Raw genomic sequence first — 25194 nt, 5'->3', positions numbered from 1 at the left:
TCGATCAATCTCGATCCTGTCCTACCCGTCGGTTTCGTTGACGCATTCCATTCCGGCCCCGCAGACTGGAGTGCTGTCATTTTACGGTCTGCATTCCTCTCAGGAAACGCTTCACGCTTTCGCGCGTCGCTTCGGACGCGCCTTCGAATGCCCTTTCAATGCGGCGCGATTGGGGCTCGGCCAAAGCCAGCGCCAAGTCTCTGCCGGCTTGCGTCGGGTACAGCTTGCGCTGCCGCCGGTCCTCCGGACCTGCGACCTGGCGAATATAACCCGAATCGATCAATTGTTTGAGAACCCGCGCCAGACTCTGTTTTGTGATCTGCAATGTTTCCAGAAGGTCCGCAACCGTCATGCCGGGTTCGCGGTTAACGAAATGGACGACGCGATGATGAGCCCGGCCGAAGCCGCTCTTGAGCAGAATCTGGTCCGGATCGGAAACGAAATCGCGGTAGGCGAAGAAAAGCAGCTCGATGATCTCGAAATCGATGCTTCCCGCGTTCTGCAACGGCGTGGCCAGCAGCTCCGTCTTTGCCGCATTCTGGCTCATCTGTCGTGGCACCGTGGCATTTCCTTTCCTATTATGGAGCATTCGGGAAATTTCCGCAAAAATACGTCAGGCCTGTTGACGCATTTTTACGTTGCTGCCCGGCTTCGCACAATGCCATGTTGCTCGAATGGCGCTGCTTCATGAGGAAATTAAGCGCGGTCCCAACGAAAACTCTAACATATCCTGTATTTTCGCTCACTGCCACCGGTGTTGAGCCTCGGCGATTGGCCGTATGGCGAATCGGCAGATCGTCTTGGGCAAGTGGAGACGAGAGACGGACGCCTCGGGCTGGAAAGCTGATGCATATCCAACCGTCGAAGACGGCGAAAACCCTGGAGATGTCATACTTTTCCGCTCCGCCCGGCTAGAAGCACGGCTGAGGCAGCTGTGGCCAAGCAGAATTGCGCATTGATCCGCACAAGCCGGGTCATTGCCAAGCCCGGCCTGCACGCTCCGATTATTTACGCCTTGCGGCCGAGAACGGCACCGACGATCGCGGAGAGTACGCCGCCGGCAACCAGCGAGGATATGCCCTGCGCGATAAGGCCGGTCAGGGCCTCGCTGCCGATCAGGTTCAGGATCAGGCCGCCTCCAAGGCCGCCGACGGCCCCGGCGATCGTTCTCGCAACGAGATTGATCCCGTCCTGCTTCAAAACGGCGCTCGCGGCGTTGCCACCGATCGCACCGGCAATCAATTGCGTAATGATAGGCCCTAGACTTTCCATGACTGCCCTTCTCCCATAATTCCGGAGACGCTTCCGGATGCCTTCTCGCCGCAAACAGGTTCGATGCCAGGCAGCGGCGATAATCCCTACTGATATTAGAATTACATCATGCATGGATCGCTGCAAATAGAAGGGCAACTCAAACGGGAGAATTCCGCAATAATTTCAGGGGAAATCCGCGGTTTGGACATGCGGCTGTCCGGCCGCATGTCAATTTCGCTATTTTATGCGGTCCCGTGAAACGAATCAGCGGTAGACGTAGACGATCCTGCGCGTGCCGGGATCGACCAGAACCGGCTGATGGTTCACCTCGACATAGCTGTATTGATAATCCGGAATGCGGTGCACCTCCACGCTTTGCGGGACGGTGGCGCCCACGACCAGATCACCATTCAACCGAACCGTATCGACCGGGTTGTCATCAATATAGGTCCGGACTTCCTCAGGCGGGGTGACGGCGACCACATCGGTGTCATTCTCATCGACGGGACCCAGTAACTGATCGTTCGAACTTGGCTGAACGCGCCGGACGCTGCCGGTCTGGACTGGGTCTGTCTGTTCATAGGTGATGGTGGGAATGCCCAGGTCATCCCGGTGGTCCTGGACGACGACCGAGGCGCCATTCTGTTCCACGCTTAGATATTGCGCATAGACCCAGCCCCGCATGCCGTTGACATCGACCCGGCACCAGCGGCTGCCCTCGACGCAGCCATCCAGAATGGCTTCGGACCCTCGTGTGGCGATGCCGACTGTTGGGAATTCCGCGCCTGGACCGGAACGAACTTCGATATCGGTGGCGGTCGTTGCGGCCATCTCGGCCTCGGCGAGACCCGCACTGCCGAGAAGGACAAAGCTGGCCAGCAACAGATTTCTTTTCAAGGACATTGGTTTTCTCCTTCTGTCTTGAAAGACTTCTCTTCAACGCTTCGGATGCTTCGGTGTTCCGATTGGCCAGGTGAGAGCAATGTGACAATCAATCGAAAATCAGAATAACCATATGGAATAACTTGCCCTTCTGGAATTTCACGAGGATGGTCTTCGTTACCCGCGCCACTTTGCAGCCTACAGGGGCTGTTTTACCTGGAGTTTGCCGCTATACCGGCGACAAGACGATCAAACAGACGAGGCGCTCCATGGGCATGCTCCAGGCCGGCATCATTCCGGTGACCCCTTTCGAACAGAACTGCACCATCCTGTTCGATCCGGAGACGAAGGAGGGCGTGGTGGTCGATCCGGGCGGTGATGTCGATATCATCCTACAGACGGTGCGCGAGAACGGCATTACTCTGAAGGCCATCTGGTTGACGCACGGCCATATCGATCATGCCGGCGGTGCCGACGAGGTGCGCGAAGCGCTCGGCATCGAGGTGATCGGTCCCCATGAAGACGACCGCTTCCTGCTCGAGGATATCGAAGCCAAGGGCAAGATGTTCAACATCAGCGGCGTGCGCAACGTCACGCCGGACCGCTTTCTGAAGGAGGGGGACAAGGTCTCCTTCGGTGAACATGAGTTCGAGGTTTTCCACTGCCCCGGCCATGCACCGGGTCACGTCATCTATGTCAACCGGAAGCAGGGTTTCGCCCATCTCGGCGACGTGCTGTTCAACGGCTCGATCGGCAGAACGGATCTGCCCGGCGGCAATCACCAGCAGCTTTTGGAATCGATCCGCGACAAGGTCTTTCCGCTGGGCGATGAGGTAGGTTTCATCTGCGGCCACGGACCTGGAAGCCGCATCGGCGATGAGCGCCGCACCAATCCCTTTCTGCGCGGATTATGAGGAAAGCTCCGCTCGCTTGTTAGCGGCCATCCGGCCGCTTTGCTAACATTTCGAGAAAATATCATCGACAACGCTGGCCAGCGGCGCGGTGGCGTCAATGGTCACCGCGTTCTTCGGAACATCCTCCTGCGTCGCATGCAATCGCATGATGACATCTCGCTCGGCAGGCCTGCCGCCAAATTCGTCTTCCGGCCTGCTGGCAAGGCGGTGCCTCAGCGTGTCCAGATCGACATTCAGAACGAAGACTTTATCGAACAGATCGATAAAGCGATCGAAATTCCGTGAGCCGCCGCAGAAGAAGGAGATCGGGTGGCTTCGATCGGCGGCCAGGGATTTGACCTTGCCGACATCCCAAAGATGATGTCTGTGCCCGAAGGCCACATCCGCAATGTGCTTCCGAAGGGCATAAGCATCCAGCGGTTCACCCGTCTCCGGATCGCCCTTATAGGCCAACTCCCGGTCACCATGGATCACATGATACCCGCGCCGCTGCAGTTCGGCGGCGACAGCGGTCTTGCCGGTTCCTGAAACACCTTCGATCAAATAGTTCTTGATGCCCATTTGAAAGCGGTGCCTTGGTTCCTGCATGCTCATGCATGGGTACGGTCGAAATCAATCGGCCGTGCAGAAATGGCGCATGCCGTCATAGCCGGCATAGGTGCCGGAGCGGCTGTCGAAGCTTCTATAACGGTCGTAGCAATAACGCATCCACGCCGGCGACCAGGGACGCAGGCCATATGCCGGCGGCGGCGCGTAATAACTGACGTCACGCTCGACATAAACACGGCGCGGCGGCGGACGATAATAATAGGCCGGAGGAGGCGCATCGTAGTCCGGATCGACATAGGCCGGGGTCGGCTCGGCGTAGCGCGGCTGGCTGGCAATGGCGGAGCCGACGATCAAGCCGGTTGCAAGCCCCGCAGCGCCGAGCGCCCAACCATCGCGGTTGTGATGACGCCAATATTCATCGGCGGAAGCAGCGCTCATGGAAGTGACTGTCAACGCGGCGGCGGCGGCAGACATGACGAGCGTTTTGCCGAGTATGGTCATTGGCCTGTCCTCTAACGGAGGCGGGATAAAAATCAGTCCCGCTCTTTCATGGAGGGCAAATTATATGGGGCAAACTGAATGCATACTGAATGACAAAACCCGGCATTGCTGCCGGGCCTCAACTCGAATTTGATAACCGTAGGGTGTCTCAGCCAGCAATCTGCAGATTGACGGCCTTCGGTCCCTTGCCGCGGCGATCCGGTTCCGTGTCGAAGCTTACCTTCTGGTTTTCCGACAATCCTGCCAGACCAGAAGCCTGAACTGCAGAAATGTGTACAAAGATGTCTGCGCCACCCTTGTCCGGTTTGATGAAACCGAAGCCCTTATCGGTATTGAAAAACTTTACAGTGCCAGTCTCGGCCATGCCTCAGGTCCTTTTCTCTCTGCCCACCATCCACACGGGCAGCATTACTTCAGTTGCCCTTGCGGGCGCTTGCAGGCAGTTCTCGAAATTTGAAGGAAAAGGTCCCCGTAACTCGGCATGGACGTGATGCGATGTTTGCCACCCCGCTTCTCGACCAAGCTGACCGGAATATTAGCGTTTCCGGCTCGCAATTCTATTAGGACTTCCCATGCTCTAAAAATGCCCGAACACTGTTGAGAGTGCTGTGTTTAGGGGAAATTGGCAAGCAAAAGTTTTTTAACGTGGCACAACGAGCACAATACCGTAACGCGAATATGTTATGGCGATTCGCAAATTTTCCCACTTTGAAACAGGTTTCTAAGGGTTTTGCATCGTCCACGATATAGTTTTGACAAAATTTCTCCAAATCCGTTGGTGTGAACGGTCGTTTTCGATCGTTCGAAAAATTTTGCCAAACCATAGAGGCACGCGACCGAAAGCCCGCATTTCCGGCGTTTTTACGCTGCAGCGTCGCGCCGGCGTGTCAGTTCTGGGACCAATTCTACAGCGAGCATCGCCGCAAACATTAAGGCGCAGCCGGCATAGCCAAGCGGGCGGATGGTCTCGCCGAGCAGCAAGGCGCCGAGTGAAGCTCCGAACAGTGCTTCCGAAGACAGGAAGATCGCGGCCTGGGGTGCGGTCGTATAACGCTGGCCGATGATCTGCAGCGCAAAAGCCAGGCCGGAGGAAAAGATGCCGACGTACAGGATCTCGCCGAGTGCGGCACTTATATCGGTAATGCTGATTGGTTCGATGACGGCGGCAACCGCGAGAGCGAGAACGGCGGTGACGGCAAATTGCGTGGCCGAAATACCGAGCGGCCGACCGGTTTCGTTGACGGCGGAGCCGGCGAGCGTGATTTGGGCTGCCCAGAAGAGGGCGCAGATCACAGTCAGGAAATCGCCAACGGTAAGGCGCGAGAAGGAGCCCCCCGAGAGCAGGTAGATGCCGCAAAGCGCCATCAAGGCTGCAGGCCAGATGACCCAATGCGGCGAGCGTCGCAGGAAGATAACGGCGATCAGCGGCACGAAGACCACGTAAAGGCCGGTTATGAAACTCGAGTTCGTGACGGTCGTCGTCAGCAGGCCGAGTTGCTGCGTTGCCGCTCCGCCGAAAAGAGCAAGGCCGATCAGCAAAAAGGAGAGCCAGTTGCGAGGCGTCAGGGGCTTCGCAGCCTTCCTGTTTTCCATCCACACGAAGGGCAGGACGACCAGGGTGGCGACGGCGAATCTGAGACCGATGAACCAGAAGGGGCCGATCGCCTTCATCGCTGTCGATTGCGCAACGAAACCGCCACCCCAGATCGCGGCGGCAAGCAACAACAACAAATTCGCCTGTATGCGAGACATCTGCATCCTGCGGAAAGGGGAGGAAAGAACGAGGCCGACCGTTAGCAGCTGCTTTTGTTTGCGGCAAGGCAGAAAGGCGCAAGAAGCGGAATGCTTCCCACTAGCTTGCAGCCCTTGAAATCCTCAGGAGCGCACTATCGCTTTCATCCGTCGTTATCAGCAAGGCACCATCGGGCGCGACTATTACATCGCGCATGCGGCCGAATTTTCCCTCAAATATGCGTTCCTGTTCGATGATCTTGCCTTTGCCGTCCTGGCTTAGCCGTGAGAGCAGCTCGAACTTCAGCGCCGTGACGAGAAAATCGCCATTCCACTCGGGAAACATCTTGCCGCGATAGACGGCAATGGCGCCGGGCGCGATCGAAGGATCCCAATAGAAGCGGGGCTGCTCCATGCCGGCGTTTGCGGTTCCGATGCCGATCTTGGTGCCGTTATAATTGACGCCGTAGGAGATGACTGGCCAGCCGTAATTCTTGCCGGCTTCGGGCGTGTTGATCTCATCGCCGCCCCTGGCGCCATGCTCGGCCGTATAGAGCCTGTTTGTCTGGCTGTCGAAAGTGATGCCCTGCGGATTGCGATGGCCCTTCGACCAGATTTCGGGCAAAGCGCGCTTGCCGTCCTTGAACGGATTGTCGGCGGGGATGCTGCCGTCGGCGCCGATGTGAATGATGGAGCCGGCGTCGTCGTGAAAGTCCTGAGCTCGGTCTTGCTGGCCTCGATCGCCGAGGCTGACGAAGAGGCTGCCGTCGCGGGCAATTGCGATGCGCGAACCATACTGGATATTGCCGCGCGACAGCTTGTTCATCAGGAAGATGCGCTTCACATCGGTCAGCCGAGTTTCGTCCGGCGATAGTCCGGCGCGGAATACGGCTGTGCCGCTTCCGCCGTCACCTGCCACGGAGGCCGTGAAATAGAGGGTGTGGTTGCTGCCGAAGTTCGGATCAAGTGTTATATCGAGGAGGCCACCCTGACCATGCGCGTAAACTTCGGGCACGCCTGATATAGGGCCTGAGACCTTGCCGTCGCGGATAAGGCGAATGCGGCCGGGCCGCTCGGTCACGAGATAGGCGCCATCCGGCAGCACTTCGACGGCCCAGGGGTGATCAAGCCCCGTCGCGACCGTTTCGACTTTGACATCAACCTTTTGCGTCTTGAAAGTCTGCACCGGTTCGGCAAGCACCGATGTTGCCGTGAGCAGAGCGCCGGCCATCAAGGCGATGGAGAAACCCGTTCTGCCTAATCCCGTTCTGGCGCCGCGCATCTTTTCGACCTCCCCATAGGCTCGCTTTTGGAAGGTGGGACCGTTCGGTTGCCATTCAAGGCGGATCGCGGAACCGATAACGTCATTGTGTTCCTGCCTTCGGCGAAAGGGACGTTTTTGGATCTGCCGATCTCGTCGGCAGGCGAAAGCATTTCCCACGCAAGAGCCATTCGACTGAAGGCGCGAGAGGCCGATGTTGAAGAAGTGTCTGATCCATATAGGAAATTCCCACCATCTTCAGAGTTTGATTCAGGTGCTTCGCGTGATGATTCAAGTTGAGAGGGGTTGGAGGTGCCGGGCTACGGCCGATCTAACCTTGGCGAAAGGGGCGTGCGGTCTCTTGGGCAGGCTTCTAGCCGGATAAAAAAGCTAGCGCGCACGGCGCGGAAAGCCATGAAATAAAGCCACTGTGACGCCTTTGTGCTTGAAACGTCGGTCCATATTCGACATAGAGCTTAGCGCAGAAATCTGGTCCACAGGCTTTCTGCCATTTTCAACCGAATAGGACCGATCACCATGGCCTTTCTTGCCGACGCTCTTTCCCGTGTAAAGCCTTCTGCCACCATCGCCGTTTCCCAGAAAGCGCGCGAGCTGAAAGCAAAAGGACGCGACGTGATCGGCCTCGGCGCCGGTGAGCCCGATTTCGATACGCCCGATAATATCAAGACGGCGGCCATCGACGCGATCAACCGCGGCGAGACGAAGTACACGCCGGTCTCCGGCATTCCGGAACTGCGCAAGGCGATCGCCGCCAAGTTCAAGCGCGAGAACAATCTCGATTATACGTGGGAGCAGACGATCGTCGGCACCGGCGGCAAGCAGATCCTGTTCAACGCCTTCATGGCGACGCTGAACCCGGGCGATGAAGTCATCATCCCGACGCCTTACTGGGTTTCCTACCCGGAAATGGTGGCGCTGTGCGGCGGCACGCCGGTTTTCGTCGCAACGACGCAGGCCAACAACTTCAAGCTGCAGCCGGCCGACCTCGAAAAGGCGATCACGCCGAAGACCAAGTGGTTCATGTTCAACTCGCCGTCCAACCCGTCGGGCGCTGCCTATTCGCATGCCGAGCTGAAGGCGCTGACGGACGTGCTGGTCAAGCATCCGCATGTCTGGATCCTGACCGACGACATGTACGAGCACCTGACCTATGGCGAGTTCAAGTTCGCCACCCCGGTCGAAGTCGAGCCGAGCCTCTACGACCGCACGCTGACGATGAACGGTGTCTCGAAGGCTTATGCCATGACCGGCTGGCGTATCGGCTATGCCGCCGGCCCGCTGCAGCTGATCAAGGCCATGGACATGATCCAGGGCCAGCAGACCTCGGGCGCAACCTCGATCGCGCAGTGGGCTGCCGTCGAGGCGCTGAACGGTCCGCAGGACTTCATTCCGCGCAACAAGAAGATCTTCGAAGGTCGCCGCGATCTCGTCGTGTCGATGCTGAACCAGGCGAAGGGCATTTCCTGCCCGGTTCCGGAAGGCGCCTTCTACGTCTATCCGTCCTGCGCCGGCCTGATCGGCAAGACGGCTCCGACCGGCAAGGTCATCGAGACGGACGAGGATTTCGTCTCCGAGCTGCTGGAATCGGAAGGCGTTGCCGTCGTCCACGGTTCGGCTTTCGGCCTCGGCCCGAACTTCCGCATCTCCTACGCGACCTCGGAAGAACTGCTCGAAGAAGCTTGCCGTCGCATCCAGCGCTTCTGCGGCGCCTGCAAGTAAGCGGCTAGCGATAGCTTACATGGAAAGCCCGCCAGAGATGGCGGGCTTTTTCGTATTCAGGCTGACGGTTTCGGCTTCATCAAATGATTCAACTGTTTCGCAATTTGAATCCGATCATCGGTGTAAGTCCCTGAAATCAGAGTCAAAGGCCGAGCGCCGTCAGCATGATGAAGGTGGCGAAGAGAATGAAATGGGTCATGCCCTCGATGGCGTTGGTTTCGCCGTCATTGAGGTTAATGGCGGCGACGATCAGCGTGATCATCACCATGACGGTCTGCACCGGCGACATGGCCATCATGAAGGGCTGGCCGGTATAGAGCGCGATCGCCTCCATAACCGGTACGGTCAGGATGACGGTCGAGAGTGAGGCGCCGAGGGCGATGTTAACTGTCGCCTGCATGCGGTTTCTAAGAGCTGCCCGCAGAGCGGTCAGAATTTCCGGCGCTGCCGAGATGGCGGCAACAACTATCGCGGCGATGGCGGGCGGAGCGCCGGTGCCCTTGAGGCCGGTATCCATGAAGGCCGACATGAATTCGGCGAGCGTACCGATCAGGACGACGCCGATCAGGATTGTCACGATCGAAGTCGCCGTGGAGTCCTCTTCATGATGTTCTTCAGCCTCTGTAGCTGCGAGCTTCTTTTCCGCGCGCGGATAGCTATAGCTGAAGAAATAGCTGTGCCGGCCGACCTGCATGCGCAGGAACAGCGCATAGAGGGCGATCATCGCAACGATGGTGAAGGCCGAATAATAATGCCATCTCGCATCCGGGATGAATTCCGGCACGATCATTGAAATGCCCATGGCAGTCAGGATCATCACGCCATAGGTCCGGCTGGAATCGTCATTATAGGGCTGTTCACCATGCTTCAACCCGCCGAGAAGGGCGGCGAGGCCGAGGATGCCGTTGATATCGAGCATGACGGCGGCGTAGATCGTGTCGCGCACCAGCGTCGGCGAACTCTCGCCGCTCATCATGATGGCAAGGATGATAACTTCGACGGCAACGGCGGAAAGGGTGAGGATCATCGTGCCGTAGGGATCGCCGACCTTGACGGCGAGCGTCTCGGCATGATGGGCGACGCGCATGGAGGCCAGCACAATGGTTGCGATCAATGCCGCGGCTGCGATCATTGATGCGCCCTGGCCCATTTCCAGAATGGAATGCTCGCCGACATAGGCGCCAACGGCAACTATCAATGCCACCAGCAGGTTTCCTTCCTGCTTAAACCACTTTGCTATGAGCACTTTCCCACCTCTGCGCCGATTCACGGTTGCACTCTAAAGCAAGGAGTTCGCACATCAAGCTTGCGGGAAGAGGGCGAAATTTGCAGTTAACGCGGTTTAATGGAATACTGCGCGGATAGGTCTGCCCAACCACAACGCCGCGGCATCCTCGAATCCGTCTCAGATGCACGCGATCCCGCCGGCGACATCCGGTTCGAAGGTCTTGGCAGATGAGAAGGAGGGTCTGAATGGTCAAGGTCGTTTACGAAATCGTGCCGCATGACGGTGGGTGGGCTTATCGCTTCCGTGATGTTTATTCGGAAGCGTTTCCAACACATTCCGAGGCGGTGGAGGCCGCCAGGATCGTGGCGGCGGAACAGCAGATCGGGGGAGACTCAGCCGAAATCAGCTGGCAGGACGAGAGCGGCAAGTGGCATGAGGAATATGCCGACGGCGGTGACCGACCGGAAACGGAAGTCATCGATGGCCAGGTGCACTTCCCGCCGATCGATACTGCTCCTGGCGCTTAGCCTTTCGGCTTCTTTAACGCCTTTTCTATAATCGCGTCGACGAAGCGACGCTTTTCGGCGGGTAGTGATCGCCATCATGGCGATGGAGTTCGGCCAGCTCCACTTTCAGCGCAGTATAGGCTGCTGCTTCTGCCGGGTGGGTCCGAAGATAATCGCGAAAGATCAAACGTCGTTCGTGTGTTCGGTTGTCCGGTGGGCAGAGATAAATTCGTTCCGGCGGCCTGTCGTCGCGCCGCATGAAGACCCATACATCGTCGTCATAGCGATTGCCGCGCGGTTCGTAATTCTCCCCTAGAAGAATCTGGGTCGCCGGCGGTACATCGGCTGAGCTGCGCAGGATGATGTCGATATCGATGAGCGGTTTTGCGGCAATCCCGGGAATTGACGTACTGCCGATGTGCTCGATCGCCATGACATAGGGCGCCAGCAATCGCTGAAGCTTATCACGGATGCGCTCGAAATCCTCTGGCCAGCGCCGACCGTATGGGACCAGTTCCACCGCTGTTGCCATGGTCAGGATCCATTATCCACGCTGTTTTCCTTGATATAATCAAGCAACCCCATCACCAGCGCATCGAACGTCACGCGGCAGCGTGGCGATGTCTTCAGGTTTTCGTGCATGACGATCCAGGTGTCGATCTCGACCTTGATCTCCGGCAACAGCTGCACGAGGGCTGGATCGCGGCTTGCCAGGGGGATTTGAAGGAAGCCGATGCCGATGCCGGCGCGCAGGGCGTTATGCAGAGCAATGCTGTGATCGGAACGAAAGCTGAAGGAAATGCCTTCGAGCACAGGATAACGCTTCGTCATCATGCGGATATAGGCAGTCTGGCGATCGAAGCCTATGAGCTTGTGCCGGCCCAGCTCCCCGACGGTTTCGGGCTTGCCGTACCGCTCGATATAGCTGCGATGGGCGAAGAGGCCGAGAGAGATGATGCCGATGTGCCGAGCGAGCAATGCTTCTTGCGCGGGCGCGACCATGCGCACGGCGATATCGGCCTCGCGCTGCAGCAGGTCTTTCACCGTATCGGAGGCTGAAAGCTCCACGATCAGATCGGGATAGCTTGCCTGCAACTTGGCGAGGATCGGCGGCAGCACTTCCGTGCCGATGACCTCGCTCGCGCTGATGCGCACCGTGCCGCTGACCTTATCCTTCGAGCCGGAGGCCGCGCGCAGCAGAGCCGCGGCTGTGCTGGCCAAAGTCTCGGCATAGGGTTTCAGAACCATAGCGGCATCGGTGGGCAGCAGCCCCTGTTGCGAACGCGTGAACAGTTCTGCGCCGACCGATTGCTCCAATGCAAGGATATGACGGCCGACCGTCGGCTGTGTCAGGCCCAGTTCGCGGGCAGCGGCTGATAGCGAGCCGTGTTCCAGCGCGGCAAGAAAGGTACGATAGAAATCCCAGCTTGGTTCAGTGAGTTTTGTCATGCATTTATGTATAACATCTGCAGATTTTTCGGCAATTTCGTTTATCGCCGATACCAAGCATAGTCAGCCCATCGAAACTGATGGAGATGACGATGAGCAACCAGACAGAGAATACGAAAACGGCCCTGGTACTCGGCGCGACTGGCGGCATTGGCGGTGCTGTCGCGCAAGGGCTTGCCCTTCGCGGCTGGCGCATCCGAGCGCTGAACCGCAATGCGGCCGAGGCGGCTCGCCGCCAGCCGGATTTCGACTGGTTCCAGGGCGATGCCATGCAGGCGGATGATGTTCTGAAGGCGGCGCAAGGTGCGGATGTCATCGTGCATGCGGTCAACCCGCCCGGCTATCGCAATTGGGGCAAGGTCGTCCTGCCGATGCTCGACAATACCATTGCCGCCGCCAAGGCGGTCGGTGCGCGAATCGTCCTGCCCGGCACGGTTTATAATTTCGGTCCCGATGTTTTCCCGATTGTCACGGAAGACAGCGCGCAGCGGCCGAAGACCCGCAAGGGCGCCATCCGTGTGCAGATGGAGCGGCGTCTGAGGGCAGCGGCAGAGCAGGGCGATAGCCCGGTCATCATCGTTCGCGCTGGCGATTTCTTCGGGGGTGCGCGCGCCAACAGCTGGTTTTCTCAAGCCATGGTGACGCCGGGTAAACCGATCACTTCGATGACCTATCCGGGCAAACGCGGCGTCGGCCATCAATGGGCCTATCTACCCGATGTTGCCGAAACCATGATTCGGCTGATCGAGAAGGGCGACGAGCTGCCGGCCTTCGCCGTCTATCATATGCGCGGTCATTGGGATGGAGACGGCAGACAGATGATCGAAGCCGTGCAGCGCGTCGTTGGACACAAGGTGAAGGTGAAATCGTTTCCCTGGTGGATAGTACCGCTAGCCTCTCCCTTCGTGACATTCATGCGGGAACTGCGCGAGATGAGCTATCTCTGGGATGTGCCGCTGGAGATGAGAAACGACAGGCTGGTGGCCGTGCTCGGCGAAGAACCGCATACGCCGATCGATCAGGCCATCAAGGAAAGCCTAGCGTCGATCGGCTGCCTGCAAACTGCGTGAATGGCTCGTTTCACTCGCTTCAGAAGCCGATATGGAGAGCCCCCGCAACATGGGTTGCAGGGGCTCTTTGTCCAAAGCGCACCGTAGCTGGGGAGCCCTAATTAGGCTGCTTCTTCGAGTGTCGGATAGTCGGCATAGCCCTTGGCGCCGCCGCCATAGAGCGTTGCCTGGTCCCATTGGGCGAGCGGCGCATTTTCCTTCAGGCGACGGACAAGATCCGGATTCGAAATGAACGGCTTGCCGAAGGCAACGACATCAGCCTTGCCGCTCTCGACAGCTTCGATCGCCATTTCGCGGGTATAGGCATTGTTGAGCATCCAGCCGGCCGTGCCGCCTGCAGCCTTATAGGCCGCGTGCAGCGCGTCGTAGTCGAAGGGCAGGAAGTCGCGCTTGCCGCCGGTCTGGCCTTCGACGACATGGATATAGGCAAGGCCGTATTTCGCCAGGCCTTCGACGACCTGGGTGAAGAGCTGCTGGGGAGCCGGGTCGCTGGCATCGCCAGAGGGCGTGACGGGAGAAATGCGGATTGCCGTGCGGCCAGCGCCCACTTCCTTGGTGACCGCATCGACCACTTCGAACAGGAAGCGGGTACGGTTCTCGATCGAGCCGCCATACTGGTCGGTGCGATCGTTGATATCGCCGCGCAGGAACTGGTCGATCAGATAGCCGTTGGCGCCGTGGATTTCGACGCCGTCGAAACCGGCATCGATGGCGGCGCGGGCGGCCTTGCGATAATCTTCAACGATGCCCGGAATTTCCGAAGTTTCCAGGGCGCGTGGTTCGGAAACATCGGCAAAACTGCCGGTGCCGTCGCTATTGACGAGATAGGTCTTGGAATTTTCAGCGCGCCTGGAGGTCGAGGAGACCGGCTTGCCGCCGTTCGGCTGCAGGGTCGTGTGGGAGATGCGACCGACATGCCACATCTGGACAACGATCTTGCCGCCATTGGCGTGCACGGCTTCCGTCACTTTCCTCCAGCCGTCCAGCGCTTCCTTGCTGTAAAGGCCGGGAACGTTGGCATAGCCCTGACCTTGATGGGTGATTGCCGTTGCCTCGGTGATGATCAGGCCCGCGGTCGCGCGCTGGGCATAATATTTGACGTTCAGATCGTTCGGCACAGCATTCGGCGAGCGATTGCGCGTTAGGGGCGCCATGACGATGCGGTTGGCGATGGAGATATCACCAAGCTTCGTCGGTTCGAATAATTTGGTCATGGGTAGTCCTTTCTTTTGGGGGGAGGGAGAAATCAGGAAGAGGCGACCGCCAAGGCCGGGAACCTATGGGTTAAGGTAGTCGCTTCTTGGGGAAAATCGCGTCGGTTGCGAGGACGTGAGCGTGTGTGCAGGGAGAGCAGTTGACATTTTCAGAGCTCCTTTTGCATGGCTGCGAGGAATTCTGTGATGATCTCCTCGTTGCGCTTGTAGAAAATCCACTGGCCGAGGCGCCGGGTCGTCACCAGGCCGGCACGGTGAAGCGTGCCGAGGTGGGCCGAGACGGTGGACTGCGAGAGACCGCACCGCTCGAACTGACTGGCGCAGACACCAAGCTCCAGCGGGTGTTCCTGCGTCGGAAAATGCGCTTCCGGATCTTTCAAGTGGTTGAGGATTTCGAGCCGGGCCGGATTGGCCAACGCCTTCAATATCTCGTTTTTGTCCATGGTACTTACCAGCAATATCGAATAATTACGATTTATGTATCGATGATTTTCGATATATCAAGGGCGACGCCGAATATTATTTTCGGCAAGGCTGCCGACGTGCGTGCTTAGAAATTGGGCAAAAAAAGAGGGCCACCGGTATGAACCAGGGCCCTTATAGGTGTGAAGGTCAAAACCTCCAGAGGGGAACAGCCAATGCGGTGGAACTGGGAGGAAAAGCCACCGTGTGCATCAGCTGTGTGCGTTATGATGTTAATTTGTGCAGTGCGCAATGCTTTTTTGTGCATGGCAGTTATGCGTTTGGCGTGCCTGGGACAAAAGAGCAAAAAAAAGGGCCTCCGGAGTAAACCAGGGCCCTATAGGTATGAAGGTTAAAAACCTCCAGAGGGGAACAGCCAATGCGGTGGAACTGGGAGGAAAAGCCACCGTGTGCATCAGCTATGTGCGATATGGTAGTTAAATGTGCAGGCTTCAACTCTCATTTGTGCATATCAGCTATGCATCATATGCGCGGCTCGTATGCTGGCCCTAAAAAGAGTTGGTTATCAGTGACTTACCTTCGTCAGAAATTCCAGTTGCGCGCTTTCGCGACGATAAAATCACGGAAAACCTTGAGCTTGGCCGCATTCTTCATTTCGTCCGGATAGCAGAAATAGGTGTCGAAGGACGGCACGTCTGCATTGATCGCGAGTTGAATAAGGCCTGGATCGCGGCCGACGATATAATCGGGCAAGACTGCGATGCCAATGCCAAGCAGGCAGGCGCGCTTAATTGATGTCTGGCTATTGATCTGCAGATGCGGAGCGCGCTTGTTGTCGGATGAGCGGCCGGCAATCTCGAGCCAGTTGACATCCAGCAGGTAGTTCGGTGCCGGTTCGCCGAAGCTGATGATGCGATGCTCGTCCAGATCTTCGACCGACTGCGGCTCGCCATAGCGGTTGATATAGGAGGGGGCGGCATAGACGTGCATATGCACGGTAAAGAGCTTGCGCTGTATCAGATCCGATTGTTGCGGCTGGCGCAGACGGATGGCGCAATCGGCGTGACGCATGTTCACGTCCAGCTCCTCATTGTCGAGGATGAGCTGGATCGACATGTCAGGATAAAGCTGCAGGAATTCCTGGATCTTGTCGGTGAGCCAGCCCTGGCCGAGGCCAACGGTCGTCGTCACCCGCAGTTTGCCGCTTGGCTTGTCGGTCGTCTCGGTCAATTGCATCTTGACCGTTTCGAGCTTCAGCAAAACGTCGTGAGCGGTGCGATAAAGCAGCTCGCCCTGTTCCGTCAGGATGAGGCCGCGCGCATGGCGGTGGAAGAGTTTTATGCCGACATCCTGCTCGAGGGCGCTGACCTGGCGGCTGATGGCGGATTGGGACAAATGCAACTTGTCTGCCGCATGCGTGAACGAACCCGCTTCGGCAGCCGCGTGAAAGATACGCAGCTTGTCCCAATCCAATGGCATGCCGTTTCCCCTCATCGGCTGCATCACTCCGCAGCCACGGCGACGGGCATGTGCCCAGTCAGATAGCGTTCCGCTTCAAGCGCGGCCATGCAGCCCATTCCTGCTGCCGTGATCGCCTGCCGGAACGTATCGTCGGTCACATCACCGGCCGCATAGATGCCTTCGACGTTGGTCGCGGTCGAATCCGGTGCGGTCCAGAGATAACCATTGTCCTTGAGCTTCAATTTGCCCTTGAAGAGTTCGGTCGCCGGCGCGTGGCCGATGGCAACGAAGACGCCGTCGATCGGCATCTCCGTGATGGCGCCAGTGCGCGTATCGCGCAGGCGCGCGCCCGTGACGGATGGCGGCATCGGCGGCTTGGCCGGCGTGCCGGTGATCTCCGCGACCTCAGTGTTCCAGAGAATCCTAACGTTTTCCTTGGCGAACAGGCGCTCCTGCAGGATCTTTTCCGAACGGAAAGTATCGCGGCGATGCACCATCGTCACCGATTTGGCGATGTTGGAGAGATAGAGTGCTTCCTCGACAGCGCTGTTGCCGCCGCCAACCACGATCACATCCTTGTTGCGATAGAAGAAGCCGTCACAGGTGGCGCAGGCGGAGACGCCGAAGCCCTGGAAATGCTGTTCGCTCTCGATACCCAGCCATTTCGCCTTGGCGCCAGTGGCAATGATGAGAGTGTCGGCGGTCCAGACCTGGCCGCTGTCGGTATGGGCAACGAAAGGACGCTTGCTGGTATCGACTTCGGTCACGAGGTCGTTGACGATCTCGGCGCCCACATGCTGGGCCTGCTGCAGCATCTGCTCCATCAGCCACGGACCCTGGATCGGATCGGCAAAGCCCGGATAATTCTCGACATCGGTCGTGATCATCAGCTGGCCGCCCTGTTCGAGACCGGCGATCAGAACGGGCTGCAGCATCGCGCGCGCGGCATAAACCGCTGCGGTGTAGCCGGCTGGGCCGGAACCGATGATGAGCACCTTCGTGTGGCGGGCAGGCATAGTCAGTCCTTTCAATTCGGCGATTGCGAAACCGCGGCTTCAAGCGCGCAAAACAGGCGATTTCGCGATCCGCGCTTCATTTATGATTGCCTTATGCATTTATTCAAGGGCAGCCTTGCATTACACACAGAGCAAATCTGCTTTGTGTTAGAATCAACTACGCGGGAGAAACTTTCTTGCGTATTTTCCAGCCTTATATAGAAGCTGGCGAGGGGGAATTAAAGAAAGGCAAAAAAGTGCTTCGCGCTGAGCTCGATGCTATCGATATCAAGATTCTGCGGGAACTCCAGCGGGACGGACGCATGACCAACGTCGAGCTCGCGGACAGGGTCGGCATTTCGGCGCCGCCATGCCTGCGCCGCGTGCGCAAATTGGAAGAGGCTGGTGTCATCGAAGGCTATCACGCCATGCTGAACAGCCCGAAACTGGGCTTCGATCTCGTGGCTTTCTGCATGGTGGGTCTCAAGCATCAGTCGGAAGCGAATCTCAAGGCTTTTGCCAGCGCAACCTCGGCTTGGCCGCTGGTTCGACAGGCTTGGATGGTGTCCGGCGACAGTGACTTCCTGCTGCATTGCGTTGCGGAAAATCTCACCCGTTTCCAGGATTTCGTCATCGAAGTCCTGACGGCGAATGAACATGTCGATACCGTCCGCACCATGCTGACCATCCGACAGGTCAAGAAACTCGGCTTGGTGGAGCTCTAGGCGAATGGCGGATCGCCCCTGGCATCGGTCGCTGATCAAAACCGGCGTGCGCCTCTTTCTGGGCGGCTCGCGGGCTCATGTGCAGGACTGGTTTCCGGGGCTCAGTATCGTCCGCAGCCAGAATGTTAGCGAGGTGCTTTACCGCGGCGTCAAGGTCGCGAGCCTTGCGGGCATGGACCGCCTGCGCGAACGCTGCGGCGATGCGGTCTACATCGTCGGATCAGGACCATCGATTCGCGATAGCGATCTGAGCGGCCTGGAATTCCGCAGCGCCATTCTTTTGAATGGTGCCATCGGCCTGTCAGGCGACACAATCTCCGAGCCTTTGGCAATTGCAGTCGAGGATGAGCGTTTTGTCTGGCGGCATCTCGATATGCTGCGCGAGAAGGTGGCTCCCGGTTCGCTTTGCCTGTTTTCCGTGGCGGTGCTGCGTGCACTCTGCGAGATCGACAAAAGCTGGCTGGCGGACAAGACGATCATCCTGATCGACGATATCCGCAAGCCCTATGGCGCGCGCCGCCGCTCCCTCGACGATCTCAAAAAACTGCAATATGTGCGATTGGATGCTGAGGGTTCGGCAGGTTTTTCGCTTTCGCCTGATCGCGGAGTTTTTCTGGGCGGATCCGTTGCCGTCTCGGCCCTGCAATTTGCTCTTTACTGCGCGAAGCATCAGGTCGGCTTTCTGGGGATCGATATCTCCAATGCCGGCGAGCCCCGCTTTTATGAGACCGCCGGCGATACCGCTTTTTCCGGTATTGCACGCGCTGAAGCCCGCATCATCGAGCATCTCGTACTTGCACGGCAAATCGCTGCCGAGCGCGGCGTCTCTTTCGTCAACTATTCCCGTGTTTCGGCGTTGCTCAAATATGATTTTGGCTACGACGACAGGTTTGCGTTGAAGCCGCAGGCGTGATCTTTGCCGGAACCGGCGAGCCTGCTTTGAAATTAGGGTCGATGGAATGAAGCTTATGCGCTGGCTAAAACCCAAGGCGTCCGACGCCAAGAAGCTGTCCATCGAACCGCCCGAGCCAAGGGCAGGACGCCATGGCATCGCCATTGCCGCCTGTGTGAAGAACGAGGCTCGTTATATCGAGGAATGGGTGCGCTTCCACCAAGCGGTCGGCATTCGTCACTTCTATATCTATGATAATGGATCGACGGATGAGACCTGCTCGCTTCTTCGAAGCCTGCTCTCTGAAGATGCGTTGACGATTGTTCCCTGGGCCGGGCGCATGCGCGATGCGGCGACATCGGCGGTACTGAACGGCCAGGTCATTACCTTCGCGCATGCCATCCTGAATTTTGGCGGTGACTACCGCTGGATGGCGTTTATCGATGTGGACGAATTCCTCCTGCCGAAGGAGGCTGCGACGGTCGAACAGGCGTTGGAAGCCGTCGGCGATTTCCCGAATGTCTCGCTGCCCTGGCATATGTTTGCGACCAGCGGCCATGAGATGCCGTCGGACGGACCGTTGACGTTGAATTATACGATGCGCGGCGCCGATCCAATGACGACGAAGGAAAACGTCAGCAATTTCAAGTGTATCGTCGATCCATGTGAAGTAACCGAAGTCAGTGTGCACCAGTTCCGGACGCGGGCCCACGGGGATCTGACGGCCAATGACGCGGGCAAGCGGTTTACCCGGCGTGCGCGGAAGTCGCCCGAGTTCTATTCGAACCGTTTTCTGCAGCTGAACCACTATTATACGAAGTCCCGGCAGGAGCTGATGGAGAAGCTGGCGCGGGGTTGGACCTATGACAGCAGTGCGACGAAATATCGGGACAAGGTCCTGTCCATCGTCAAAAGCATCGAGGAAGACATGGTGGAGGATCGTTCGATGATCGATTTCATCGAGCGCAAGCGCATCGATCTAGGCCGCTGATTGATCCGCTCACTTGTTGGCGACCAGCAGCCGCTTGTAGACGTCGCCGATGGCGGTAGCTTCCTTTTCCAGGGCGAATTCGCTGCGCACATGGCGCACGGCATTTTCTCCCTGGCGAAGCGTTTCCTCCGGATTGGCAAGATAGAAGGCGATCGCTCTGGTGAGAGCCTCGCCATCGCCCGCCGGCACCACGGCGCCGGTTTCGCCCGGCACGATCATTTCGGCATAGGCGCCGGCATCCGAGGCGACGACGGCGGTGCGGGAAGCCATGGCTTCCAGCGGCGTCAGACCGAAACCCTCGTTGCGGGAAGGGGCGACATAGAGGGTGGCGCGGCGATACCAGGGCTTGATATCGTCGACTTCGCCCATGAAGCGGATGCGATCGGTGAGGCCTGCATCCGCCACCATCTTTTGCAACTGCTCGCCAAAACCGCGATGCTCTGATGTCACGCGGCCGCACACGACGGCTGTCCAGTCCGGATAGCGCGGCAACAGCTCGATCATCGCCTTGACGAAGAGATCGGTGCCCTTCTGATGGCGGACGCGGCCGAAGCAGCCGATCAGATAGGTGCCGGGCAGGCCGGTTGCGGCCATGCGGTCACCAGGCTTTTCCGGCGGATGGAAGCTGTTGAGGTCGACGCCGTGCTGGATGACAGTGTGCGGCACTTCGAGAAAGCTGCCCGAGCGGGTGCTGGTGGCAATGACCGCGTCCATGCGGCGGATCAGCCAGCGCGTATAGCCTGTATGGCGGCGCTGGGCGGCCGAGGTAAAGACGAGCTTGAGAGGCATGCGCAGAAAGGAGCGCAGCAGCAAACCCGCTAGCATTTCGTTGTTGCGGCGGGCATGCCAAATGCGGACGCGATAGCGGCGCGGCTTCATCCACAGACCGGGCAGGCGGAGCCAGCCGAGCCTTGGCAGGCTCTCCGGCAGGCCGGGGCCGAGTGTGGCGATATGATAGCCAAGCTCGACCTGCTTGGGGATCAGTTGCACGATCGTAGACGTAACGCCGGAAAGCCGGCGTTTGAAATTCGTTGCTATGATTTCGATCTCACGGAGATCGCTCGCATGCGCTGTCTCGCGATCGCGCACGGGCGATCAGCCCCAAGTGATGGAGAGAATTTCGTAGCCCTTGGCGCCGCCGGGTGCATTGACCTCGATGGAATCGCCGACTTCCTTGCCGATCAGGGCGCGGGCGATCGGGGAGGAGATAGAGATGCGGCCTGCCTTCACGTCGGCCTCCTGGTCGCCGACGATCTGGTAGATCTTCTCTTCTTCGGTGTCTTCGTCGACGAGCTTGACCTTGGCGCCGAACTTGATCTTCGAGCCGGACATCTTGGTGAGATCAATGACTTCGGCGCGCGCCGTCAGATCTTCGAGCTCGGAGATGCGGCCTTCATTATGGCTCTGGGCTTCCTTGGCGGCATGGTACTCGGCATTTTCAGAGAGATCGCCATGGGCGCGCGCCTCTGCAATTGCCTCGATGATTCGCGGGCGCTCTTCCTGCTGACGCCAGCGCAGTTCTTCCTGCAGCTTGACGAACCCGTTCTGCGTCATCGGTACCTTTTCAACCATTTTTCTTGTCCTTCACTCCCTGTGTTGCTCTGCTGCAGACACAAAAGAAAACAGGTCCCGAAGGGGTACTTCGGAACCATCCAGAGCCGTTATTCCCTCATCTATAGCAGATTGCGACAGACGAATGCCAGAAAATTCGAAGGTTTAAGACAAGCTCCTGTTGAAGCCCTTGACCATTCGACCGGCTGGCGGGGGCGCAGCGAAGGTGAGCCGGCTATCCCGCTCACGCTCCTGACTACGGAATTAACTGCTTCAGAAATAGCTCTGCAACGGTTGAACTTCGAGGTTTCCGGCCTTCAGCGCCTTGATCGCCATGGCGGCTGCTTCAGCACCGGCCATGGTGGTGTAGTATGGCACCTTCTGCATCAGCGTCGCACGGCGCAGGGACTTCGAATCCGAGATCGCCTTGTTGCTGTCGGTCGTATTGATGACGAGCTGGACCTGACGGTTGCGGATCGCGTCCTCGATATGCGGACGTCCCTCAAGCACCTTGTTGATCTTCGTCGCCTCGATGCCGTTTTCGGCGAGGAAGCGCTGGGTGCCGCCGGTTGCGAGCACCTTGAAGCCCTGTTCCGCCAGCATGCGGATGGCCGGCAGCACGCGCGGCTTGTCGTCGTCGCGGACCGAGACAAACACCGTTCCGTCACGCGGCAGTTCCACGCCGGCGCCGAGCTGGGACTTGGCGAAGGCGAGCGCGAAATCCGTATCGAGGCCGATGACTTCGCCGGTCGAGCGCATTTCCGGCCCGAGCAGGGTGTCGACGCCAGGGAAGCGGGCGAAGGGGAAGACTGCTTCCTTGACGGCGATATGCTTCAGCTTGCGCGGATCGGGTTTTTCGCCATAGGCGGCAAAGGTCGCATCCAGCTTTTCGCCGGCCATGACGCGGGCGGCGATTTTGGCGATCGGCGCGCCGATGGTCTTGGCGACGAAGGGCACCGTGCGCGAGGCGCGCGGGTTGACTTCGAGCACGTAGACCGTGTCGTCCTTGATGGCGAACTGAACGTTCATCAGGCCGCCGACATTCAGAGCCTTGGCCATGGCTTTCGCCTGGCGCTCCAACTCGTCGATCATCACAGGAGAGAGCGTGCGAGGGGGCAGCGAGCAAGCGGAGTCACCCGAATGAATGCCGGCTTCTTCGATATGCTCCATGATGCCGGCAATGTAGACGTCGGTGCCGTCGGAGAGGCAATCGACGTCGACTTCGATGGCGTTCGTCAGATAGCTGTCGAACAGCAGCGGGTTCTTGCCGAGCAGCGTGTTGATCTGGCCGGTCTTGTCGTTCGGATAACGCTGCTTGATGTCTTCCGGCACCAGTTCCGGAACCGTGTCGAGCAGGTAGCCCTGCAGCTGGCCTTCCGAATGGAGGATCTGCATGGCGCGGCCGCCAAGAACGTAGGACGGGCGCACGACCAGCGGGAAGCCGATTTCGGAGGCGACGAGGCGTGCCTGTTCGACGGAGTAGGCAATGCCGTTATTCGGCTGGTTGAGATCAAGCTTCATCAGGAGCTTCTGGAAGCGGTCACGATCTTCGGCAAGGTCGATCGCATCAGGCGCAGTGCCGAGGATCGGGATACCGTTCTTTTCCAGCGCTTCGGCGAGCTTCAGCGGGGTCTGGCCGCCGAACTGAACGATGACGCCGACGACTTCGCCCTTTTCCTGCTCCGCACGCAAGATCTCGATGACATCTTCGGCCGTTAGCGGCTCGAAATAGAGACGATCCGACGTGTCGTAGTCGGTCGAAACCGTCTCCGGGTTACAGTTGATCATGATGGCTTCATAACCGGCATCCTTCAGCGCGAAGGCGGCATGGCAACAGCAATAATCGAATTCAATGCCCTGGCCGATTCGGTTCGGGCCGCCACCGAGGATGACGACCTTCTTGCGGTCGGAAACCTGTGCCTCGGAGCGGGCAGCGCCGACGAAGGGCGTCTCATAGGTCGAGTACATGTAGGCCGTCGGCGAGGCAAATTCGGCGGCGCAGGTATCGATGCGCTTGAAGACCGGGCGGACATTCAGAGAATTACGGAGTTCGGCGACTTCCTTCGGGCGCTTGCCGGTCAGCGTCGCCAGACGTGCGTCGGAGAAGCCCATGGCCTTCAGCATGCGCAGATTGGCGGCATCCTGCGGCAGGCCGTGCTCACGAATGCGGCTTTCCATGTCGACGATGTTCTTCAGCTGCTCAAGGAACCAGGGGTCGATCTTGCAGCCTTCATGCACCTCTTCGACGCTCATGCCCTGGCGCAGCGCCTGGGCGACCATGCGCAGGCGATCGGGCGTCGGCGTGCCGATGGCGGCGCGGATGGCATTCTGGCTGCCTTCGCCTTCCTCGATGCCGGGAATTTCGATCTCGTCCAGGCCCGTCAGGCCCGTTTCGAGACCGCGCAGAGCCTTCTGCAGCGATTCCGCGAAGGTACGGCCAATCGCCATGACTTCGCCGACCGACTTCATCGCGGTGGTTAGAACCGGGGATGCGCCGGGGAACTTTTCAAAGGCGAAACGCGGGATCTTGGTGACGACATAGTCGATCGAGGGCTCGAAAGATGCTGGGGTTGCGCCGCCGGTGATATCGTTTTCGAGTTCGTCCAGGGTGTAGCCGACGGCGAGCTTGGCTGCGATCTTGGCGATCGGGAAGCCGGTTGCCTTCGAGGCCAGCGCGGAGGAGCGCGAAACGCGCGGGTTCATTTCGATGACGACGAGGCGGCCGTCCTTCGGGTTGACGGCAAACTGTACGTTCGAGCCGCCGGTTTCGACGCCGATCTCGCGCAGGACCGCGATCGAGGCGTTACGCATGATCTGATATTCTTTGTCCGTCAGCGTCAGAGCCGGGGCGACGGTGATCGAATCGCCGGTATGAACGCCCATCGGGTCGATGTTTTCGATCGAGCAGATGATGATGCAGTTGTCCGCCTTGTCGCGGACCACTTCCATCTCGAATTCCTTCCAGCCGAGAACCGATTCTTCGATCAGGACTTCCGTGGTCGGGGAAGCATCGAGGCCGCCGCCGACGATTTCGAAGAATTCCGAGCGGTTGTAGGCGATGCCGCCGCCCGTGCCGCCCAGCGTGAAGGACGGGCGGATGATGGCGGGCAGGCCGACATGGTCGAGCGCCTGCGCGGCAATTGCCATCGCATGGCTCATATAGCGCTGCTTGCGGTCGCTCTCACCGAGGTTCCACTGGTTTTCCAGTTCGTCGAGTGCCTTGTCGAGCTCGGTGCCGGTAAGCTGCGCCTTCAGCTTGCTGCGCTCGGCCTCGTGGGTCTTGCGGTCGGCATCCTTGATGTCTGTGGCGTTTGCCAGCATGGAGCGCGGCGTTTCGAGGCCGATGCGGGCCATGGCTTCGCGGAAGAGGGCACGGTCTTCGGCCATGTCGATGGCGGCAGGTTTCGCGCCGATCATCTCGACATTGTAGCGGTCGAGCACGCCCATGCGCTTCAGCGACAGCGCGGTATTGAGTGCGGTCTGGCCGCCCATGGTGGGCAGCAGCGCGTCAGGGCGCTCCTTGGCGATGATCTTGGCGACGACCTCGGGCGTGATCGGTTCGACATAGGTCGCATCCGCCAGGCCCGGATCGGTCATGATCGTTGCCGGATTGGAGTTGACGAGGATGACGCGGTAGCCTTCCTCTCGGAGCGCCTTACAGGCCTGCGTGCCGGAATAGTCGAATTCGCAAGCCTGTCCGATAACAATCGGTCCTGCGCCGATAATGAGGATCGATTTGATATCTTGGCGCTTCGGCATGGGCTCACATCCATTTTTTCGTTGCGCCAAAAACCGGCCAGGGTGGGAGATCACCGGCCGGGGGCGCTATGGGCAATATTTTCAGGCTAGAAGCGGCT

The 25194-nt window shown here is 58.8% G+C and carries 25 protein-coding genes; 7 read left to right on the top strand and 18 right to left on the bottom strand.

Annotated features, from left to right (window positions below):
- Positions 1–76: 76 nt before the first annotated feature.
- From FHX05_RS04535 to FHX05_RS04525, 3 genes are all read right to left on the bottom strand, one after another.
- Positions 77–547, bottom strand: coding sequence for a MarR family transcriptional regulator (locus FHX05_RS04535; RefSeq protein WP_181476084.1), 471 nt, complete (start codon positions 545–547; stop codon positions 77–79).
- 461 nt (positions 548–1008) lie between these two features.
- Positions 1009–1272, bottom strand: coding sequence for a hypothetical protein (locus tag FHX05_RS04530; protein WP_112399071.1), 264 nt, complete (start codon positions 1270–1272; stop codon positions 1009–1011).
- Positions 1273–1518: 246 nt separating this feature from the next.
- A complete protein-coding gene (locus FHX05_RS04525; RefSeq protein ID WP_183870789.1) occupies positions 1519–2157 on the bottom strand; it encodes a DUF1236 domain-containing protein in 639 nt (212 codons plus the stop codon).
- A 248-nt stretch (positions 2158–2405) separates the two neighbouring features.
- On the opposite strand from FHX05_RS04525, the gene FHX05_RS04520 reads away from it, so the two are divergent.
- Positions 2406–3050 (top strand): MBL fold metallo-hydrolase, encoded by a 645-nt coding sequence (locus tag FHX05_RS04520; RefSeq protein WP_015340593.1) that lies wholly within the window; start codon positions 2406–2408, stop codon positions 3048–3050.
- A gap of 42 nt (positions 3051–3092) precedes the next feature.
- Here FHX05_RS04520 and FHX05_RS04515 read toward each other — a convergent pair whose 3' ends face one another.
- From FHX05_RS04515 to FHX05_RS04495, 5 genes are all read right to left on the bottom strand, one after another.
- Positions 3093–3611, bottom strand: a complete 519-nt coding sequence (locus FHX05_RS04515) for a nucleoside kinase (protein WP_183870788.1) — start codon at positions 3609–3611, stop codon at positions 3093–3095.
- Positions 3612–3662: 51 nt separating this feature from the next.
- Positions 3663–4100: a BA14K family protein gene (locus tag FHX05_RS04510; protein WP_183870787.1), complete on the bottom strand. Its 438-nt coding sequence runs from the start codon at positions 4098–4100 to the stop codon at positions 3663–3665.
- A 148-nt stretch (positions 4101–4248) separates the two neighbouring features.
- A complete protein-coding gene (locus FHX05_RS04505) occupies positions 4249–4464 on the bottom strand; it encodes a cold-shock protein (RefSeq protein WP_004116423.1) in 216 nt (71 codons plus the stop codon).
- A gap of 497 nt (positions 4465–4961) precedes the next feature.
- Positions 4962–5852, bottom strand: a complete 891-nt coding sequence (locus FHX05_RS04500) for a DMT family transporter (protein ID WP_183870786.1) — start codon at positions 5850–5852, stop codon at positions 4962–4964.
- 100 nt (positions 5853–5952) lie between these two features.
- On the bottom strand, positions 5953–7113 hold the full coding sequence (locus FHX05_RS04495; RefSeq protein WP_183870785.1) for a PQQ-dependent sugar dehydrogenase: 1161 nt from the start codon (positions 7111–7113) through the stop codon (positions 5953–5955).
- Between the two features lie 516 nt (positions 7114–7629).
- Between FHX05_RS04495 and FHX05_RS04490 the strand changes: the two genes are divergently transcribed.
- Complete coding sequence (locus FHX05_RS04490; RefSeq protein WP_112604963.1) at positions 7630–8832, top strand: pyridoxal phosphate-dependent aminotransferase; 1203 nt, start codon at positions 7630–7632, stop codon at positions 8830–8832.
- Between the two features lie 142 nt (positions 8833–8974).
- Here FHX05_RS04490 and FHX05_RS04485 read toward each other — a convergent pair whose 3' ends face one another.
- Positions 8975–10036, bottom strand: a complete 1062-nt coding sequence (locus tag FHX05_RS04485) for a calcium:proton antiporter (RefSeq protein WP_112413594.1) — start codon at positions 10034–10036, stop codon at positions 8975–8977.
- Between the two features lie 269 nt (positions 10037–10305).
- Between FHX05_RS04485 and FHX05_RS04480 the strand changes: the two genes are divergently transcribed.
- Positions 10306–10587, top strand: coding sequence for a DUF2188 domain-containing protein (locus tag FHX05_RS04480; RefSeq protein ID WP_015340586.1), 282 nt, complete (start codon positions 10306–10308; stop codon positions 10585–10587).
- 25 nt (positions 10588–10612) lie between these two features.
- On the opposite strand, the gene FHX05_RS04475 is transcribed toward FHX05_RS04480, so the two are convergent.
- A complete protein-coding gene (locus FHX05_RS04475; RefSeq protein ID WP_348648304.1) occupies positions 10613–11098 on the bottom strand; it encodes a GrpB family protein in 486 nt (161 codons plus the stop codon).
- 2 nt (positions 11099–11100) lie between these two features.
- Complete coding sequence (locus FHX05_RS04470) at positions 11101–12015, bottom strand: LysR family transcriptional regulator (RefSeq protein WP_183870783.1); 915 nt, start codon at positions 12013–12015, stop codon at positions 11101–11103.
- Positions 12016–12107: 92 nt separating this feature from the next.
- On the opposite strand from FHX05_RS04470, the gene FHX05_RS04465 reads away from it, so the two are divergent.
- Positions 12108–13085, top strand: coding sequence for an SDR family oxidoreductase (locus FHX05_RS04465; RefSeq protein ID WP_246698839.1), 978 nt, complete (start codon positions 12108–12110; stop codon positions 13083–13085).
- Between the two features lie 101 nt (positions 13086–13186).
- Here FHX05_RS04465 and FHX05_RS04460 read toward each other — a convergent pair whose 3' ends face one another.
- The 4 genes from FHX05_RS04460 to trxB all read right to left on the bottom strand — a co-directional run bounded on the left by FHX05_RS04460 (position 13187) and on the right by trxB (position 17199).
- A complete protein-coding gene (locus FHX05_RS04460) occupies positions 13187–14299 on the bottom strand; it encodes an alkene reductase (protein ID WP_183870781.1) in 1113 nt (370 codons plus the stop codon).
- Between the two features lie 149 nt (positions 14300–14448).
- Positions 14449–14742 carry a metalloregulator ArsR/SmtB family transcription factor gene (locus FHX05_RS04455; protein ID WP_132717119.1) on the bottom strand — a complete coding sequence of 98 codons (294 nt, stop codon included), beginning with the start codon at positions 14740–14742 and terminating at the stop codon, positions 14449–14451.
- 562 nt (positions 14743–15304) lie between these two features.
- The gene (locus tag FHX05_RS04450; RefSeq protein WP_015340580.1) at positions 15305–16201 is read right to left on the bottom strand and encodes a LysR family transcriptional regulator VtlR; all 897 of its coding nucleotides are present in this window, start codon (positions 16199–16201) and stop codon (positions 15305–15307) included.
- A gap of 23 nt (positions 16202–16224) precedes the next feature.
- Positions 16225–17199: a thioredoxin-disulfide reductase gene (gene trxB / locus FHX05_RS04445; RefSeq protein WP_183709512.1), complete on the bottom strand. Its 975-nt coding sequence runs from the start codon at positions 17197–17199 to the stop codon at positions 16225–16227.
- 236 nt (positions 17200–17435) lie between these two features.
- Between trxB and FHX05_RS04440 the strand changes: the two genes are divergently transcribed.
- The 3 genes from FHX05_RS04440 to FHX05_RS04430 are packed head-to-tail and all read left to right on the top strand — an operon-like array spanning position 17436 to position 19786.
- Entirely contained in the window at positions 17436–17903 is a 468-nt protein-coding gene (locus FHX05_RS04440; RefSeq protein ID WP_015340578.1) for an Lrp/AsnC family transcriptional regulator, read from the top strand.
- Positions 17904–17907: 4 nt separating this feature from the next.
- Positions 17908–18816 (top strand): glycosyl transferase, encoded by a 909-nt coding sequence (locus FHX05_RS04435; RefSeq protein ID WP_112604981.1) that lies wholly within the window; start codon positions 17908–17910, stop codon positions 18814–18816.
- 55 nt (positions 18817–18871) lie between these two features.
- Positions 18872–19786 carry a glycosyltransferase family 92 protein gene (locus FHX05_RS04430; RefSeq protein WP_183710127.1) on the top strand — a complete coding sequence of 305 codons (915 nt, stop codon included), beginning with the start codon at positions 18872–18874 and terminating at the stop codon, positions 19784–19786.
- Between the two features lie 9 nt (positions 19787–19795).
- Here FHX05_RS04430 and FHX05_RS04425 read toward each other — a convergent pair whose 3' ends face one another.
- The 3 genes from FHX05_RS04425 to carB form a co-directional block, all read right to left on the bottom strand.
- Positions 19796–20875: a glycosyltransferase family 4 protein gene (locus tag FHX05_RS04425; RefSeq protein WP_183870780.1), complete on the bottom strand. Its 1080-nt coding sequence runs from the start codon at positions 20873–20875 to the stop codon at positions 19796–19798.
- Between the two features lie 6 nt (positions 20876–20881).
- Positions 20882–21358 (bottom strand): transcription elongation factor GreA, encoded by a 477-nt coding sequence (gene greA, locus FHX05_RS04420; RefSeq protein WP_015340574.1) that lies wholly within the window; start codon positions 21356–21358, stop codon positions 20882–20884.
- 252 nt (positions 21359–21610) lie between these two features.
- A complete protein-coding gene (gene carB, locus FHX05_RS04415) occupies positions 21611–25096 on the bottom strand; it encodes a carbamoyl-phosphate synthase large subunit (protein WP_112604987.1) in 3486 nt (1161 codons plus the stop codon).
- Between the last annotated feature and the right edge of the window lie 98 nt (positions 25097–25194).

Origin of the sequence: Rhizobium sp. BK491, from assembly GCF_014194925.1 — a bacterium.
Taxonomy (GTDB): domain Bacteria; phylum Pseudomonadota; class Alphaproteobacteria; order Rhizobiales; family Rhizobiaceae; genus Rhizobium.
Note: the sequence above shows the minus strand (reverse complement) of the source record. Positions and strands in the feature narration are given on the sequence as shown.